At 45.9% G+C, this 17,062-nt stretch carries 16 protein-coding genes; 4 read left to right on the forward strand and 12 right to left on the reverse strand.

All coding sequences use genetic code 11. The annotated features are described in order from the left end of the window. Positions 1-112: 112 nt before the first annotated feature. The 8 genes from CGZ75_RS09505 to CGZ75_RS09540 form a co-directional block, all read right to left on the reverse strand. Positions 113-991 carry a GNAT family N-acetyltransferase gene (locus CGZ75_RS09505; RefSeq protein ID WP_089523948.1) on the reverse strand — a complete coding sequence of 293 codons (879 nt, stop codon included), beginning with the start codon at positions 989-991 and terminating at the stop codon, positions 113-115. Positions 992-1,190: 199 nt separating this feature from the next. After that, the gene (locus tag CGZ75_RS09510; RefSeq protein ID WP_089523949.1) at positions 1,191-2,657 is read right to left on the reverse strand and encodes an ABC transporter substrate-binding protein; all 1,467 of its coding nucleotides are present in this window, start codon (positions 2,655-2,657) and stop codon (positions 1,191-1,193) included. A gap of 55 nt (positions 2,658-2,712) precedes the next feature. Then, a complete protein-coding gene (locus tag CGZ75_RS09515) occupies positions 2,713-3,606 on the reverse strand; it encodes a carbohydrate ABC transporter permease (RefSeq protein WP_245850759.1) in 894 nt (297 codons plus the stop codon). Between the two features lie 2 nt (positions 3,607-3,608). Then, complete coding sequence (locus CGZ75_RS09520) at positions 3,609-4,532, reverse strand: ABC transporter permease (protein WP_089523951.1); 924 nt, start codon at positions 4,530-4,532, stop codon at positions 3,609-3,611. 13 nt (positions 4,533-4,545) lie between these two features. Further along, positions 4,546-5,823, reverse strand: coding sequence for a Gfo/Idh/MocA family protein (locus CGZ75_RS09525; RefSeq protein ID WP_089523952.1), 1,278 nt, complete (start codon positions 5,821-5,823; stop codon positions 4,546-4,548). A gap of 57 nt (positions 5,824-5,880) precedes the next feature. Then, on the reverse strand, positions 5,881-6,960 hold the full coding sequence (locus CGZ75_RS09530; protein WP_089523953.1) for a DUF4832 domain-containing protein: 1,080 nt from the start codon (positions 6,958-6,960) through the stop codon (positions 5,881-5,883). Positions 6,961-6,972: 12 nt separating this feature from the next. Then, positions 6,973-8,271, reverse strand: a complete 1,299-nt coding sequence (locus tag CGZ75_RS09535; RefSeq protein ID WP_176444744.1) for an acyltransferase domain-containing protein — start codon at positions 8,269-8,271, stop codon at positions 6,973-6,975. 7 nt (positions 8,272-8,278) lie between these two features. Beyond that, positions 8,279-9,613, reverse strand: coding sequence for a DUF4832 domain-containing protein (locus tag CGZ75_RS09540; RefSeq protein ID WP_089523954.1), 1,335 nt, complete (start codon positions 9,611-9,613; stop codon positions 8,279-8,281). 317 nt (positions 9,614-9,930) lie between these two features. Here CGZ75_RS09540 and CGZ75_RS09545 point away from each other — a divergent pair, with 317 nt between their 5' ends. The 4 genes from CGZ75_RS09545 (at position 9,931) to CGZ75_RS09560 (ending at position 14,596) form a co-directional block, all read left to right on the forward strand. Next, complete coding sequence (locus CGZ75_RS09545; protein ID WP_089523955.1) at positions 9,931-10,953, forward strand: LacI family DNA-binding transcriptional regulator; 1,023 nt, start codon at positions 9,931-9,933, stop codon at positions 10,951-10,953. 318 nt (positions 10,954-11,271) lie between these two features. Then, positions 11,272-12,285 (forward strand): LacI family DNA-binding transcriptional regulator, encoded by a 1,014-nt coding sequence (locus tag CGZ75_RS09550; protein ID WP_089523956.1) that lies wholly within the window; start codon positions 11,272-11,274, stop codon positions 12,283-12,285. Further along, entirely contained in the window at positions 12,282-13,289 is a 1,008-nt protein-coding gene (locus CGZ75_RS09555; RefSeq protein WP_089523957.1) for an N-acetylglucosamine kinase, read from the forward strand. Before CGZ75_RS09550 ends, CGZ75_RS09555 begins: the two co-directional genes overlap by 4 nt. Before the next feature lie 2 nt (positions 13,290-13,291). Continuing rightward, a complete protein-coding gene (locus CGZ75_RS09560; protein ID WP_089523958.1) occupies positions 13,292-14,596 on the forward strand; it encodes a 6-phospho-beta-glucosidase in 1,305 nt (434 codons plus the stop codon). Between the two features lie 81 nt (positions 14,597-14,677). Here the strand turns inward: CGZ75_RS09560 and CGZ75_RS09565 are convergent, their stop codons facing one another. The 4 genes from CGZ75_RS09565 to CGZ75_RS09580 form a co-directional block, all read right to left on the reverse strand. Beyond that, on the reverse strand, positions 14,678-15,685 hold the full coding sequence (locus CGZ75_RS09565; protein ID WP_089523959.1) for an alpha/beta hydrolase: 1,008 nt from the start codon (positions 15,683-15,685) through the stop codon (positions 14,678-14,680). Between the two features lie 128 nt (positions 15,686-15,813). Then, on the reverse strand, positions 15,814-16,419 hold the full coding sequence (locus CGZ75_RS09570) for a nitroreductase family protein (RefSeq protein WP_089523960.1): 606 nt from the start codon (positions 16,417-16,419) through the stop codon (positions 15,814-15,816). 109 nt (positions 16,420-16,528) lie between these two features. Next, positions 16,529-16,840, reverse strand: a complete 312-nt coding sequence (locus tag CGZ75_RS09575) for a hypothetical protein (protein WP_089523961.1) — start codon at positions 16,838-16,840, stop codon at positions 16,529-16,531. Positions 16,841-16,847: 7 nt separating this feature from the next. After that, the gene (locus CGZ75_RS09580; protein ID WP_089523962.1) at positions 16,848-17,057 is read right to left on the reverse strand and encodes a YwbE family protein; all 210 of its coding nucleotides are present in this window, start codon (positions 17,055-17,057) and stop codon (positions 16,848-16,850) included. Between the last annotated feature and the right edge of the window lie 5 nt (positions 17,058-17,062).

Here is a 17,062-nt window from a genome sequence, read left to right on the forward strand (position 1 = left end):
TTAATAATGTCGGATTAGAACTGTAAGATCGGCGTGTTTTGTAAGATTTTGAATGCCAATATCTTACCATAAATCCCCTGACCCTACCTATTTCAGGTTCGCATTAAGAGCTTCAGTCCACCGGTAAAAGAAGAATCGAACGGATGAAAGCGAGGTTCATACCGACCCGTTGCATGTTGCGCATGCTTCCGGAATAAGGAACGCACTGGCTTGCCGCCAGCGAACAGCCTTGCGCCTCAGCCTCATTCAATCTAGCTTGGATTAGTGCCTGCTGAAACCCTCGCCCACGGAACTCCGGCAGCGTACCTGCAAAAGTCAGATTCGCTAGCTCATCTTTCATATGCATAACGCCAACTGAAACGGGGTTGCCACTGAGTTCCCCGATCCAATAACTCCAATCGGGACAATCCATCAGCATCTCATTATTCGTTCGAACTGGAGTTATACCCTTTTCCCCAAGTCCAGTCGACAAACAATGAATACGCGCGTAGACATCAGCGTCTTCTCGGGAAGCTTTTCGGATGGTCAACTCTCCGGGGAAATGATAGGGGCGTGTCGATGCGCCTTCATTCCGTTCTGAATTAGTTCCGTCAATGCCCTTATTCCCAACTGGCCCAAAACGCTTGTACATACCGGCATGATGTCCAATCAACTTGTAACAACGCCGACCAAGCTCAGTCAACAATCCCTCCGTTGCTTGATGCGGGTTCAGCTCCAGCCTAACCGGTCGCCCACGCTCGCGATAAAAAGCTTTCAAGTGGTCAAGCTCGGACACTATTGTTTCTTGTACACCTTTCACACAGTTGAACTGCGGCCAAGGCATACCGGTACTGTACAAAGCCGTTGCGCTTCCGGCTCGCTCAATTTCTACCCCTTCGGGGTTGCCCGGCCGCTCTTTCACGGCTTGCAGCCGGTCAACCATGGCCTGGATCTCTGCCTGTTCGGCAAGGGCCGCATCTTCTTCTTGCAATACATGAGCATCTTTTATCATTGTGAAGCTCCTTTTGTTAGCCTGAAAGTGTCCCTATCTCTTCACCAGTCTACCATTTATTAGGCGAAGAATGATGGGTTCTCGCAGCGAGTTTCGCTGTTAAGTTTTAAGTCCAAGCGCTCTTTGCGAAACAAATAAAAGCGCCACCTATTAGAAAATCGTAATAGGTGGCGCCTTTATTTTATGCTCTTATTGTCACTTATTTCTTATTCGCCAAAAACTCATCCAACTGACGTTGTACCTCAGCTACATACTTATCAATTCCCGCTGCTTTCAGCTTTTTAATCGCCTTAGGATACCCTGTTTCAAAATCAACAAAGCCTGAGCGGATAGCAGCCATGTCCTTGCCTGCAACTTCTTTAAGCGCGGTTTCGACTAATTTTACTTTTTCATTGTTAAAGCGGAAGCCAAGTGAAGCGGATACAATAGCATTGTCATCCCAGCTCTTATAATTATCAATGGATTCTTGTGCAACATCCGGTCCAAACAATTGATAATTTTTGTTTCTAAACATCCATTCATAGAAAAACTCATTAGCAGTCAGCTTTTTAATTCTTCCATCTACAACTTCAAAATCCTTGCCTTCAACACCATAAAGTGCAAATTGATAGTTATCTTGCGATTTATACAACCAGTTCACAAACTTGATCGCGGCTTCTGGGTTTGGAGCCGTTGCAGGCACGCTCAAAACCTCTCCGCCTGTTGCTGTAATATATCGCGGTTTTTCCGGGGCCAATAGATACGTTTTAACTTTTGCTTCCGGAGCATTAGCTTTAATAGAACTAATGATTTCCATTTCCTTGCCTAGCGATCCTTCCACCCACAGGTATAGGCCTGTTTGCATACGTGTATCTCTTTCATTATATTTAATCGTTAAATCTTCGTTATAAAGTTTGGCTTCATACATGCTGCGGTTAAACTTCGCCACTTCCTGGAAAGCTTCTGTTTCATAGTAGCTATAGGCTTTTTTGGTGTCTTCGCCGAATACGATCAAATCTTCTACCGCAATAAAGTTATATTGCTCTTCTGCAAAATTTCTAGTTAGCGGCTTAAAGACAATATCAGCAGGCCCTTTCATTTGAGGGAACTTTTCTTTGGCAAGCGTGGCAAACTTTTTCAAATCATCAGCACTCTTCACTTCGCTCATACCAACTGCCTCAAGTATATCCTGACGTACGGCTACCAGCTGATACATAGCCGAGGACGGGGCATACGAGGATGGGATACCGTGTATTTTACCGTCGAGCATGGCACCTTTAAATTGCTCCATCGGCAACACTTTGAGCATATCTTGGCCGTACTTCTCAATTAATTCATCTAGCGGCTGAGTTTGCTTTTTATTAACCATTGCAGCAAGGTCAGGCAGACCATCCCAGTAGAGATCAATGGGTTCATTTGCAGCTAGCATAATATCTTTTTGTTCCCAATATTGAGCCCATGGAACAAATATAACATCGACCTTTAAGCCAAGCTCAGTTGCCATCTTGTCGGCAAATTCATTTTTAAGAAAATCAGTCATTCGCTCGCTTTCATCGCCTGGGTACAATATAGTGAGTTTTTCGAGCTTTGCACCGCCGCTTTCTTTCGTGTCACCGCTGCAGCTTGTTAAAATAGACGTTAATAATAACGCTGCAACCATAAAGATAAGCATTTTACTCCTTTTCATTGAATACCCTCCCCTTTAATGGCTATATATGTTGAGCCTTGATAGGCCTACAACCTTATTCTTTTATTGCGCCCGCCATAATGCCATGTACAAAGTATTTTTGAATGTAAGGGTACAAGAAAATGATAGGTCCAATGGTGATGACGGTAACAGCCATCTTAACGGTTTCTGCGGGCAACGTTATGCTTCCAGATGCTCCTGTTGGAATACGGCCTGAGCTGATCGCGTTTACATTGGATAAAATGCTGTAGAGGTAGTATTGAAGTGGAAATAAATCTTTCTCGTTGATAAAAATAAGCGCATTCCACCAATCATTCCAGTAATTAAGCGCATACATTAGACCAACCGTCAGTAGCGCTGTTTTGCTTAGAGGAAGAGCTATCTTAACATATATGGTGAAATAATTAGCTCCATCAATCTCCGCGGCTTCATACATAGACGGTGAAATGCTGGCAAAAAAGGTTCGCATCAGGAACATATTCCAAACGCTAAAAACAGAAGGAATTATTAAAGCTAAAATACTGTTTTTCAAGCCATAATAATTGACGCTAACCATATACCATGGAATCAAGCCTGCTGAAAAAATAATGGTGAAATTACTGATAAACGCAATTATATTGCGATATCTTAGCTTTTTGATCGATATAGCGAATGAAATCATACTTGTAATCAGCAATGCACTTATCGTACCTACTACTGTTATAAAGATAGTAACACCGTAGGATTTGAGTATTTTTGCTCCACTGTTCACAAATATATACTTATACGTATCAATGGTAGGGCTTTGAGGGAGGATGGAGTATCCGTTCCTTGTAACCTCCTGCTCTGCCGAAAAGGAAACGCTTAACGTTAATATGAGAGGGTAAAGACAAACGAGTGCAAACAGGCCAATTAAGCAGTAGGCCAAGCTTATCACCAGTTTATCTCCAACTAATCGATTGGTTCCCATGATTAGAATAGTCCCTCCCCATCATTCATTTTCTTGGCCGATTTATTGGCTGCAGTAATTAGAATTAATCCCATAACCGACTGGAATAATCCAATTGCCGTAGAGTAAGAAAAGCCCAAGGATCGCATGGATGCATAAACGTAAGTATCGATGACCGTTACTTCGTCAGCTAATACCGGGTTATTGCCAACAATTCCGTAAATCATGCCAAAGTCACCATAAAAGATCCGGCCCACACTCAGTAAAGTTAAAACAATGATAGTCGGTTTAAGCATAGGAATTGTTAAATAGAAAATACTTTGCAGTTTATTGGCGCCATCTACTTTAGCCGACTCATATAAACTTCCATCGAAGTTAGCCATTGCAGCCATGTAGATAATAGAGCTGTATCCGCTCCATTTCCAAACACTCGCAAGAATAATGATCCACTTCCAGTACTTCGGCTCTGAATACCAACTGATTGGTTCTGCGCCGAAGAACTTTAATATATTGTTGGCAACACCAACATCCGTCGAAAAGATACCATAAAGAATAGCGCCCACAACAACCCATGAGATAAAATACGGGAAAAACATCATGCTTTGAGCTACCCGTTTGTATGAATCATGTCGTATTTCGTTTAATAAAATGGCAATACCAACAGGAACAATTATTCCTAAAATGATGCCGAAAAAGTTAATGTACAAAGTATTGTAGATAACCTTCCAGCCCATGCTGTTAGAAAAAAAGTATTTGAAATTATCCAGTCCAACAAACTTACTGCCAAATATTCCATCCACGACGTTAAAATCGGTAAACGCCATCCATATTCCGGCAAAAGGAATATAGCTGAACATAAGCAACACAATTAGAGCAGGCAAACACATGAGATACAACAGCCTGTTTTTCATGATCTCAGACAGAAACCCTTTCACAGCTGAACTCATTGCATCACTACCTTTACATAATTATCAAGCTATCATTCTGTAAGGATTGTTGCAGTTCTTCCTTTAAACGGTCGATATCAATCCCGACACCGCTCACTCTTGCTTCTTCGGCTGCATAGGCCATAATGTGACTTTCTACAGATCGATTAATGGAGGATCTGCTGTTGAAATCAGAGGTTCCCAATTGCTCTAGGAAATCGTTCATCAGCCCTACATCGCCGCCATTATGCGCGCCATTTACAGCACCAGGCCGAATGACCGTTTGCTCATATTGCTGGGCGCCATTAGAAGTAAACTTTGTTACTTCAATTACATTTAAGTCGTCATCTCCTGTAATTTCACCATGCTCACACATGATTTTCATCGTGCGATGCATTTTATTTGTGAAACCGCTTAAATTAAAGGTTGCCGTTACGCCATTTTTAAACTCAATTAACGAAACCTGATGATCGCAAACATTATTATCTGTTCGATAAACACAGCGTCCGTAAGGGCTCGTTTCCAATGCCTTTAATAATCCCTCTTCTGTCTGATCCCCCGTAACAGCTGTAGCAGGCCACTGTCCTCTCACAGGCATATACGCTTTTTGTGCATCAAATCGGCAATCCGAGGCCACTTCACAATCCAAGCATCGCTCCGCACTATTCGCCGGTGCATTTTCTTCTTTAAAATAAGTCAGGTCACCATAAGAAGAAATCCGCTTTGCATCGCTATTCACCAGCCAGGTGAGAATATCCATGTCGTGGCAGGATTTTTGCATAATAATGGGGCTTGCAAGGTCGCTTCTTCTCCAGTTGCCCCTTACAAATGAATGAGCCATATGGAAATTCCCAATATTCTCGGTATGCTGGATCGTAACGATCTTGCCCAGCTCTCCGCTGTCGATGATTTTTTTTATTTCGGCAAAAAAGTTTGTATAACGAAGGACATGACACACGATTACCTTACGGCCTTTTTCATTCGCTTTTTGTTGTATTCTCAAACATTCCTCTGGACTTGGTGATATGGGCTTTTCCAATAGAATGTCATACCCAATATCAAGCGCTCTCATCGTCTGCTCGAAGTGGTCTCTGTCCATGGAAGCAATAATAATTGCATCGCAGATTTTGCCTAGTTTATAAAAATCATCTACCGATTTAAACTGTCGCTCCAAAGGAATCCCAAACTTCTCTGCCGCAACCTTCCGTCTCCAATCATCCGGCTCAACTACCGCAACAATGTCTACACTTAGCGCAGCATATTCCGAATAAATCATCCCTCTTTGCCCTGCACCGATTAATGCTAATTTCAAATCATCTACCCCCAGCACTGTAGTGTATGTCTCAGACGATGTATTCCTATTCCATTCCTATTCCGGAACTTTAGGGTCTTCCAATGGGTAATATCCTTCTGGATAATATGAATCCCATATATTTAACAGTGGATCTACACTTGTTACTTCGACCTTCACCGTGCCTGCCTCATAGTATCCACCCTGTTCCTTGGCTCCAATATTCAGCTGTAGATGGGTTCGATTGTTGAAAAAGAGGGCAAAGCTTAGTGTATACTCTCCCGGCTGCATAACCGGTAATTGTATAATTTCGTTATGGACAAAGTCTCCTGTTAACCAAGAATCCGTTGCCGCTTGTAAGGGGAACTCATGAGCTATATTCCCTTTCACTAGCTTCACCCATAGGCTAAAATCATCATAAATGGTGGAGATGCCCGTATTAACAAACCAGAAGCGAAGCGGCAAGCTGCCATTGCTGGATACTGTTTCTGGATGGGTCAGCCTCCGCAAAGCAAGGTTATATCCCAGCCCCGCGTTGGAGTTGGCATGACTTGCGTGCCATCGGTACGCCTCGCGTCTAATATGAGGACCACAACCATCATCGGTTACATGAAGGACAACCGGACTTCCCTTCCAAACATGCTGTAGGTTTTGTTTAGCGAATGCCTCACAGCATCTCATCCAGTTCTCTTCGTTGCACTTTACTAACAAGCCAAATCTACGGCCATTTAAGTAACGAATTAATATATCATTATGCAAATCAGCAAGGAGGTTCTGATGCTCAAAAGAATCGATATAAGCATTCCATTCCTCCTTGCTGTCAGCCAGAGTCGAGATTACAACGCCAACCAATCGCCCTTCTGAATCGATATAGCTCCCGACTTTTCTTATAAAAGCTGCAAAACAGTCACTGGGATGATCTTTTACCCAAAGGGGAATATCCGGCTGGAGTACAAGTACTGGATTGGAGGCTGCAAGGAGAGCTTTCTCAATCTCCTGGAGCCGATATACCCCTCTCGTTGGCTCAAGCTCTTTCCATGAGCATGTTACATATTGGAACTGTCCATTTTTTTGATGATTTTCATTGCTAGGCAATGGATGAGGTCGAATTTTTATCGTTTTATACTTTTCGTAGTTTTCAAGCGAATATCTCCCCATCCAATTGCCTCCCTATAAATGGCTGTCAACGGTTTCAGAGAAATCTTCCATATCTGCGGCTGTTATATAAGGCATGTTTCCTATCCCTTCAATCTCTTCCTTCAATACAATCATGCTGATTGTATTGAACCGGGAGCCATTGCCCATATACGTCCAAGCTGCCTTTTGCAAAGAGGTCGTAAATCGTTCCGCATGATCACCGGGATCTCCCTCTCGGTTTTTAAACAACTCATAACGCAGCATGCCATCTCCATCAAAGGTTGGATAATTATAAAACTGTCTTTGAACGAGCACGATATTGCTTTTTTCATTGTCCAAGAGAAGTGATAACTTAGCATCGTACAGCCAGCTTGCACTCCAGAACCCTTTGATAGGTATCTCAGCGAAATATTTGGAAAATAGATCGACGGCCATAGCCATAGAGTTCTTTAGCCTCTCTGGTGTATAACCGGGCCCGGCCGGGATATGGAGCGCTAACAAGATATCTCCACTTTGCAAAACCGGATTCCAATCCCTCTTGTTTATAACTGTCGTTGTTCTTTCGGTGAATCCCATAGGATTGATTCGATTGGCAGTGATCGCATCGTCAGTTTCTTCCCAAGCCGATAGGAACGGACTGCGATGATCAAACACCTCATTAATTCCATCCCGTTGCCCATCACTGCGGAACTTTAATCCGCCATGCTGAAGCGCGATAACTTGTTGCGTTTGCACATGACGATAAGCCGTAAATTCATCATCGAATCGATGCGGGATAAACAGGAAACGATCCAATCGGAATATCGAACAGGTATAGAAATTCATATCCCACGGAAAGTCCTGCACTTTACCATCGCCGTGTAAAACTAATTTTTCGAGTTGGCCCTTGAGAGGTTGATGCGGTATGTTCTCGTAATACATTTTGGGAAAGCCGCGCTCCTCCAACAATTTCATGGAAGGAGCAACACACGCAAGCAACAAGAGAAATGAATATAAGTCGCTATGCTGCCCCATGCATCCCGGAGTCATATTTGTATAAAAGCTTTCATCACAGCGCATACGCGCTGTGCACATATCCTGGACTAAAAATTGTGTAAAACGAAATAAAATTTCATCATTTTCAATAGCTTCAAGCCCGTTAACAAGCAACTGCCCTGTATGCTCAGGAATTTGATATTGAGCCAAAATAGTAGACAGAAACTCGCGTGGAATTAAATGGCTATTTTCATTTAATTGATAACGCTTACATTTATTCTCTAAACCTTCGGGCAAATAATCAAAATTGCAGTATTCAGCCGATTTTTTAAAATCCAGCCGAACTTCCTTATCCATTCGATGTTTATCCCCTTTCGATGACTACTGTTCCCATTGGATAATATCCGTCCGTATAACCTTCAATCGCAAGTTTTATATTACCAATTTCTTTTACACCGGTTTCGATGCCAATCTCCAACATGTACTCTCCTGCAGCAGCCTCGCTCGGTATGGAGAAGCTTTCTTCCCACGCAATATCCTCATCCGGCCGCCATTCCCTTATATCTTCTTTGCTATAAAGCGTATATATCCCGTTCTTGCCTCTTAGCCTCAGCACAAGCGGATATTGGTTATAGATCGGAGCAACCCCCACATTAGCCCATAGAGAAGCAATGTCCAGCTCCCCGCCCGCCTTAACTTCGGAACTATAAGTGAATTTTCTTAATTCATATCGATATCCCATCTTCTTCAGCCAGCGTTCAATATTATCTTTCCATGGCTCCGGAACGGTAGTCCCTTTGTTGTTAAAAGAAGAAATATGCCACTTGAGTGTTTCCTCAATGATGTACTCAATATCCCAGCCCTGAATATGCCAATCATTCATATGCCAGCAAGCTTCAAATAAAATCGGCGCTCTCTGCCAGGCGTCAGCCATTTGAAAGTTCTGTATATTTTGAGGATAAAAATCATTCATATGCGACCATTCTTCTCCATGAAAACCACCCATATCTCCTAAACAATCAACGCGGAAGCCTACTTTGGCTCTTCTGTCCTTGATAATCCTTGAAGACAGCGGATCATGCAAAAGTGCTTGAAGCGGTGTTGTTTTAAATCCATCTAGATAGGCGTCTGTAATGCGCTGAATTGACTCTGGCTGCAGGAACTCCGTACCTCCGCCTTCCCCCCATGCACCTACAATTGTCAAATCAATAGAGCTAATAACGGGATGACCATCGTACTTTTCGGCAAAAGCACTAATAAAGTCGGACCAATACTCCACATAACGTGTTGTATGGGGATCTACTCTCCAGAAGGGAAATTCGGGCTCCTCTGGAACTTCTGTTCTGAACCACTCGGGAATATCATCCTCTTGGTTTAGTGCATATGGCGAACATCGTACTACAGCTGTACAACCCAGGGATTTGGCGTAATCCAGCTTCTGCTCTAACACTTCCCATCGGTATTCACCCTTGGCAACTTCTACATCTCTCCAACGTGCACTGCAAAAATAGACTTTACTATCGGGATGATTGTACGTTCTGCTGTCTTGCGTAAATTTATACTTCTCTACCTGTTCCCCACGATTGTCATACACATCGTCTACGTCGCTCATCAGCCCAGGTGCTGTAGTAAAACCAATGCCAGGATTCGTTATTAAGTCATCAATGATCGCAGGGTATACCGTAACTGCTTTATTCATGCCTTATCAGCTCCCAACCATGTCTACTCTACAGTGAACAACACCCGAATTTTGTTACGTGGATTGTTACGTTAAATAATGATTTGTTTAGTAATTCATGGTGCAATTATACCACTTTAATTCCATGCTGCAAGCCAATTTTAAAAAATTTAAATGTTTAGTTCACCTGACATACTACCTTATCCGTATGGTACTATATAGGTTAATACGCCTGTTACGTTTATGTATTAACGAACGGCTAGGAGCGTTTACGCAACAAATCTCGTTCACAGCGTATCATGACCGCTATTAGCCTATTAAAGGAGCTGTACCTATTTATGAGTACGATTAGAGATGTTGCCAAACTAGCAACCGTGTCGACGGCTACTGTATCTAGAGTTTTAAACAACGATACAACCTATAAAATTACAGATAAAACCCGTGAAAGAGTTTGGCAGGCTGTTACACAGCTTAACTATAAACTTACTTCAAGTCCTAAACGTCAAGCAGGGGCCAAGGATGATTCTACTTCGCAGACAACTATCAAAATAGGTTGTGTATTAAGCGTTACAAAAAATAAATATAATGATCCCTATTTTATGTCTATATTATCCGGTATCGAGGAAAGACTGCTTCATACGGGGCATTCGATTGCCTTTATTCGTACGGGGCCTGAATTGGATGATAAAAAAATCTTGTTTAATACTTTTAATGAATCAATAACGGGCCTTATTATTATGGAGTCCTTAAAAAGCGAAACCTATGAATACTTGCGCAATCAGGTTCCACATATCGTAGGCATTGATACAGAACGTGGTGAAATCGACAATGTAGGTTATGACCATTACAATGTTGCCTCTCTGGCTGTTAACCATTTGATCGAAAAAGGCCATACGAATATTGGATTTATCGGTGGAAGCGCCGCTTCGAGCAACTTGAAAGAAAGCAGGCGTTATCGCGGCTACTACTCTAGCATGCATGCTGCCGGATTGTCCGTAAATCCCGATTGGGTTATTAATTGCTTTTGGGACGAGGATATTTGTACCGAAATAGTTAATCATTTATGTCAAACAAATAATTTGCCAACTGCTTTTTTCGTTGCGAGTGATTTAATGGCTATGGCGGCCCTTAACAACTTGTATAACAATGAGATCTCGGTGCCGGATAAAGTAGCTGTTATCGGTTTATCCAATATTGAAGTATCTAAATACTCTAATCCACCCCTAACAACAATTGATGTGCCAACCAATGAAATCGGGATCGTAGCTGTAGATCTTTTGTTAGACCGTATTAACAGAAATAGCATGCTTCCTAAGAAGGTCATTTTACCTACGCGTTTGATCGAGCGGAGCTCAACTTGAGGGGAACTGTTGGACCGAATTAATTCGACGTTGGGGGCGTTCCAGCTTCGTGGCGAACCCGGCTTTCAGCGTGGTTACAAGTAGTCCATCGAGTGGAACACTTGTAGTCCACGTTGATTAAGCTCGGTCAGTAAAAATTCAATCAAGAGAGCGTTGTCAAACTTGAACCGTTAAGATAAGATAAAAGCATAAAGTTAAAGGGCTTTAACTTTCATTAGTTCGCGCAGCGAGTTTCACTGTTATAATTTTAAGTTACTCTTTTTTTACATAAAAGTTTAAGCGGTTTAACTTTTGATTTAGATCGGAGGCGGCCCTGAATTGAAGCCGAGTATTTTTGATGTCGCCAACAAGTCCGGCTTGTCCGTTGTCACGGTATCCCGTGTGCTGAACGGCTCCGGTAATGTTCGGGAGAGGAATCGCCTAAGAGTGCTGGCAGCGATGAAAGAGCTGGATTACCGCCCCAATGCTGCGGCTCAGTCTCTTGCCAAAGGTAAAACCGGAGTCATCGGCCTGCTGATTTCTACGCTGCAGGATTCCGTGTTTGACGCAATCGTCAAGGAAGTGCATGACGAGTTGGCCGAGCACGGCTATTTCCTCGCCTTGTCGGTATCCCCTAGCGATCGCGAGCCGGGCAGCAGCTTTTTGATGGAGAAGGATCGGGTTGACGGCATCATCGTCCTTTCCCCTACTTGGGAGGACACATTGGTGCCTGAGCTCCAGCAAAAGGAAATTCCCTATGTGATTATCGACAATCAGAATCCAGCCTATGATAAGTCGGCGATTGAGGTTGGACATTACTCCGGCGGATACGCCGCAGGTCAGCATTTGGTCGAGCTCGGTCATACTTCCATCGCACATCTTAGCGGCCCCGCCGCCTATAAAAGCACGATCGATCGCATGAACGGTTTCCTGAAAGCTCTTGCCGATAGTGGCCTTGATCCCCTGTTTATAGAAGAAGGCCCCTATTCAATGGAGACTGGTTATAACGCAGCAAAGAGATGGATTAACGAGGACCGACTTCCCGAAGCCGTCTTCTGCGGTGACGACTATATTGCAGTTGGCGTCTTGAATGCGCTCCAAGAGGCTGGTCTGTCTGTGCCGCGCCATCTGTCGCTCGTCGGTTATGATGACCAGAATCTGGCTACTCTCTTCCGTCCGATGTTGACTACTGTCGCGCAGCCGGTGCTGCCGATCGCGCGCAGCGCGGTAAAGGCACTGCTTGCGCAATTAGAAGGAAAGCCATCTCCTGAGCCGGTCGTACTACAACCGGAGCTTATCGTAAGGCAAAGCACCGCGCTATCCCAATCCTTTTCAAAGGAGAGTCCACTATGAGCTATTACCTTGGCGTTGATGCCGGGGGAACAAAAACCTTCACCCTTATCACGGATGTCGAAGGACGGCCGCTCGGCAAAGGAACAGCCCAGAACGGCAATCACCAGAATGGATATGAAGACGCGCGGGGCAATCTGGATACCGCCGTCTCCCAAGCGCTCAGCGAGGCTGGCCTCAGCATTGCTGATGTATCACATGCCTACTTCGGCTTGGCTGGAGCTGACCGGGCAACCGATTTTGACATCCTGCATCCGCTCATCCAGAGCATCGGCTTCAAAAATCGTTATACGATTGTATGCGACACGATTATCGGATTGCGTGCCGGAACACAGCATCCTTACGGGGTGTCGGTCATCTGCGGCACCGGCGTCAACTGTGCAGGCACAAATCCGCAGAGTGAGACCTATCAATGTGGCGGCTTCAGCTATATGTACGGCGATTACGGCGGCGGCGGGGGATTATGTATTGAAGTCTTTCGCTCTGTTATACGATCCTGGGACGGCCGCGAAGAGCCGACGTTGCTGACCCCGATGCTGCTGGAGATGCTCGGCTACAGCTCTGTTGAGGAGATGTTCCACGATTATTTGGACCGCAACCTAAGCGTGCCTACAGATGCCGTTCGACTGCTTTTCCGCGCGGCTGCCGAAGGTGATGCTGTAGCGATCCGCATTCTGAGACATCAAGGAGAGGAGCTGGCGCTCTCTGTCAAAGCCGTAATCGAGCGGCTTGGCATGGGGAACATTGCCTTTGATGTCGTCTTGGCTGGCAGTCTGCTCACTCGCGGCGATAGGGGCTGGATCAGTGGTCCCATCGCATCCACACTAAGTCGAATCGCACCGCAGGCAACTCTCGTCAAGCTCGATGTTGAGCCCGTTGTCGGCGCAATCTGGGGTGCTCTTGATGCTGACAAAGTGGAAATAACAACCGAGATGTACGCGCGCATGCGAGAATACCGAGAGTTCTGTGACATTCCGATAAACACTTCCAACGAAAAGAGGGACTGATCATGGCAAAAAGCTTAAAAATCGCCGTTATCGGAGGGGGCTCCTCCTACACTCCAGAGCTGGTTGAAGGCTTCATCCGCTATTATGAACATCTGCCTGTTCGTGAGTTATGGCTCGTCGATATTGAGCCTGGGCTTTGGAAGCTCAATATCGTCGGTGAGTTGGCCAAACGGATGGTGGCGCGCTCCGGTTTACCAATCGAAATCCATCTGACGACCGACCGCCGCGAGGCAATTAAGGACGCGGACTTTGTCAGCATGCAAATGCGAGTTGGCATGCTTGAAGCGCGCGGGCAGGACGAGGCTATCCCGCTAAAATACGGAGTCATCGGCCAAGAGACGACAGGGCCGGGCGGAATGATGAAAGCGCTGCGCACCATCCCTGTGCTGCTCGACATTTGCCGTGACATGGAGGAACTGGCACCGAATGCTTGGTTACTCAACTTTACTAATCCAGCTGGCATGGTCACTGAAGCGATCCATAAACATTCCACGGTCAAAAGCATCGGCCTCTGCAACGCTCCTATCGGGCTGCTCAAATGGCTGGCTGAAAAATACAACACGCCGACCAACCGCATCCACGCCGAATTCGTCGGCCTGAATCATCTGCATTGGGTCAGCCGTGTCCTCGTGGACGGCGTCGACCGCCTGCCGGAGCTGCTGTCTGGAGAAGACAGCTTCGCGGCCAAAAACGTATCCGGCTCCGACTTTGACCCGGAATTCATCGAGGGACTGCAGGCCTTACCGTCCTATTATTTGAAATACTTTTACATGACGGATGCCATGCTCGCTGAACAACAGGCTGCCATCGCACAAAGCGGCAACCGTGCCGAAGTTGTCAAACGTGTTGAAAAGGAACTGTTCGAGCTGTACAGCGATCCCGATCTTCAAGAGAAGCCGAAGCAGCTCGAACAACGCGGCGGCGCTTATTATTCCGAGGCAGCCGTCAATCTAATGCGCTCTCTTTACAACAGTACAGGGGATGTGCAGACGCTCAATGTGCCAAACAACGGCATTCTCGCTTTCCTTCCGGATGATGCTTGCATCGAAGTCAACTGTGTCGTAACTTCGGCAGGTCCCGTGCCGTTGCAGCTGACAGCGATTCCAGAGCCATCGCGCGGGCTTATCCAAGCGGTCAAAACCTATGAGGCGCTGACAATTAAAGCCGCTGTGACAGGAGACCGCAGCCTCGCTTTACAAGCGATGGTCCATCATCCACTCGTTCCATCCGTAAGTGTCGCCAAGGCGCTGCTGGAGGAAATGCTGGAGGCTAATCGAGCTTACTTGCCGCAATTTTTCCGTTCCTGACCCGTATACAACCTCGTATGAGCAAAAAGTTTCCCAAACGGCCCAACACGCCGATAGGGAAGCTTTTTTGGTGAGATAAGATCAGGTCACCGACCTGGCAGTCACGGCTTGCAAAGGCAGTGTACCGGGCAGCCATTGCTCCAAAAATGCGGAAACGGCGGTATCATAGCCATTTGGGTCCTTTTGGCGAGCAGCCCCATGCTCCGCACCCCCAACTAACAGCAGTTGCTTCGGCTGAGAGCAGGCTTCATGTAACTTTACACCCATCCATGTCGGCACAAAAGTATCGGCATCACCATGGATGAACAACATGGGAACTTTGGCCCTGCGCACTTGCTCAAGCGCCGAAGCTTCACCGAAATAATAACCCGCCCGCAGCTTTGTTAATAAACTCGTCGTCTGAAGAAAAGGAAAGCCGGGCAGTTTGTACATACGCTTCAACTGGAAACGCAGCTCATCTTTCGCGGACGTGTATGGGCAATCTGCTACTATGGCCTTAACCTGGTGTGGCAAACTCTCGCCGGAAGCCATGCTAACTGTAGCTCCGCCCATCGATATTCCATGCAGAATAATTTCTGCCTTATCCTCATCTGTACGTTTCATCACCCAGCGGATCCAGTCTACATAATCTTTGCGCTCATGCCAGCCAAAGCCGATGTAGCTACCTTCGCTGAGGCCGTGCCCGCGCGCATCCGGCAACAGCACATTCCAGCCGAGCTTCTCCGTATAATAACGCGCGATTCCCGCCATTTGGGTCCCATCGCCGGAATAACCATGTGCCAGTATGGCCGTGCGGCGGCTACCGCCAAGCGCTGGAAGCCAGTAAGCATGCAGCTTTAGTCCATCACCGGAGACCAAAGTTGTATTCTGCGGATTGCGGCTGTGGAGCCACAGTTGGTTCTCGGACAAACCTTGGATGCCGACCGCTCCTGCTCCCGATTCCTGCAGCTTAGGGAGATCAGGGTCATCCTCCAGATAATCCTTTGGTGAACGATTCACCGCCATGTGATAAAAATAAAAGCTTGCCGCAGTCAATAACGCAACCAACGTCACAACCGCAATTAATATCCATATGAGCCAGTCAGCCATCGGTTCCCATTCCTTTTCTACTGGTCCCGTGATCAGTTGCCGATCACCGTATTAGTCTCATTATATCAATGTATTCGATCAAAAAAAGCCAACCGCAGAAAGAGCGGTTGGCTCTATAAACATATGGATTAGGAGAATACCTTCACGCGATCTTCGATCGGTTGGAACTGCTTTTCGCCAGCCGGAGCTACAGGCTTGCCGAAAGGCATTTGTGAAACCAGCTTCCAGCTTGCTGGCACATTGAATTCCTTTTGAACCTGCTCATCAATAATCGGGTTGTAATGCTGCAGCGTAGCGCCGAGGCCTTCTGCCTCAAGTGCGGTCCAGACGACCAATTGCAGCATGCCGGAGGATTGACTGCTCCAGATAGGGAAGTTTTGCTGGTAGGCCGGGAATTGCTCCTGCAAGCCGCGAACGACATTTTCATCTTCAAAGAACAATACGGTTCCGTAACCAGCCTTGAAGGCAGCCATCTTCTCTTCTGTCGCGCTGAAGCCTTCGCCTCCGCCAGTTACAACACGCAGCGTCTCAAGCGTGAGATCCCACAGTTTGTCGGACTGCTCGTTAAACAGAATGACGACACGGCCGCTCTGGGAATTGAAGGCAGACGGAGAATGCTTAACCGCTTCCTCGATGATCGATTGAACTTTATCGACAGGAACAACCTGTTCTTTGCTGATGGCATATAGGGAGCGGCGATTGCGGATTGCATCAAAGAAAGCTTGAGAAGACATTCAAAATCCCTCCAAAATAGTTTTATGAGTTACGAACTTTTTTAGTGTAACTTAATATAGATTATTTTACAACTTATTTTTCGTCTCCACATCAAGCGACTGCAAAAGTTTACCCCTGTTGACCAATTTTGAACCGGATTAAATGATCATTCAATCCTTGCTCTCTTAAAATTCTTTCCTGCACTTCGCCAAATAAGTCCATATGCGGATATCGATCACGGCGATGGATGTATTTCGGGGGGATGTCCCGACTCCTGCACCATTCCTCTAGCCGGGCAAGATTGGAGCAACCGACCTTGGTCACACTTGTGACGCCAGGGAAACGTTCATCGATCCAGAAATGCGTTAAAAACGCGATTTCTCCTCCATCTACAGCCCTTTTCCAACTACCGAGCTCCTCGCGCCCGATTCCGAATGCCATTGCCGAATCACAGCTCCCCCGTATATTCGACGATAGCTTTGACGCGGCCGACTTGGCCGTCTTCCAATTTTACTTTTATCCCATGGGGGTGAGACGGCGAATTGGTAAGAATATTTTGGATAATACCGCGTGTGAGCTTGCCTGTGCGCTGATCCTGTTTAAGCACAATATCTACGGTTAGACCCGGCCGAATGCTGCTTCTTTGATTGATGGTCATGCCGC

It is taken from the genome of Paenibacillus herberti (assembly GCF_002233675.1).
Taxonomy (GTDB): domain Bacteria; phylum Bacillota; class Bacilli; order Paenibacillales; family Paenibacillaceae; genus Paenibacillus_O; species Paenibacillus_O herberti.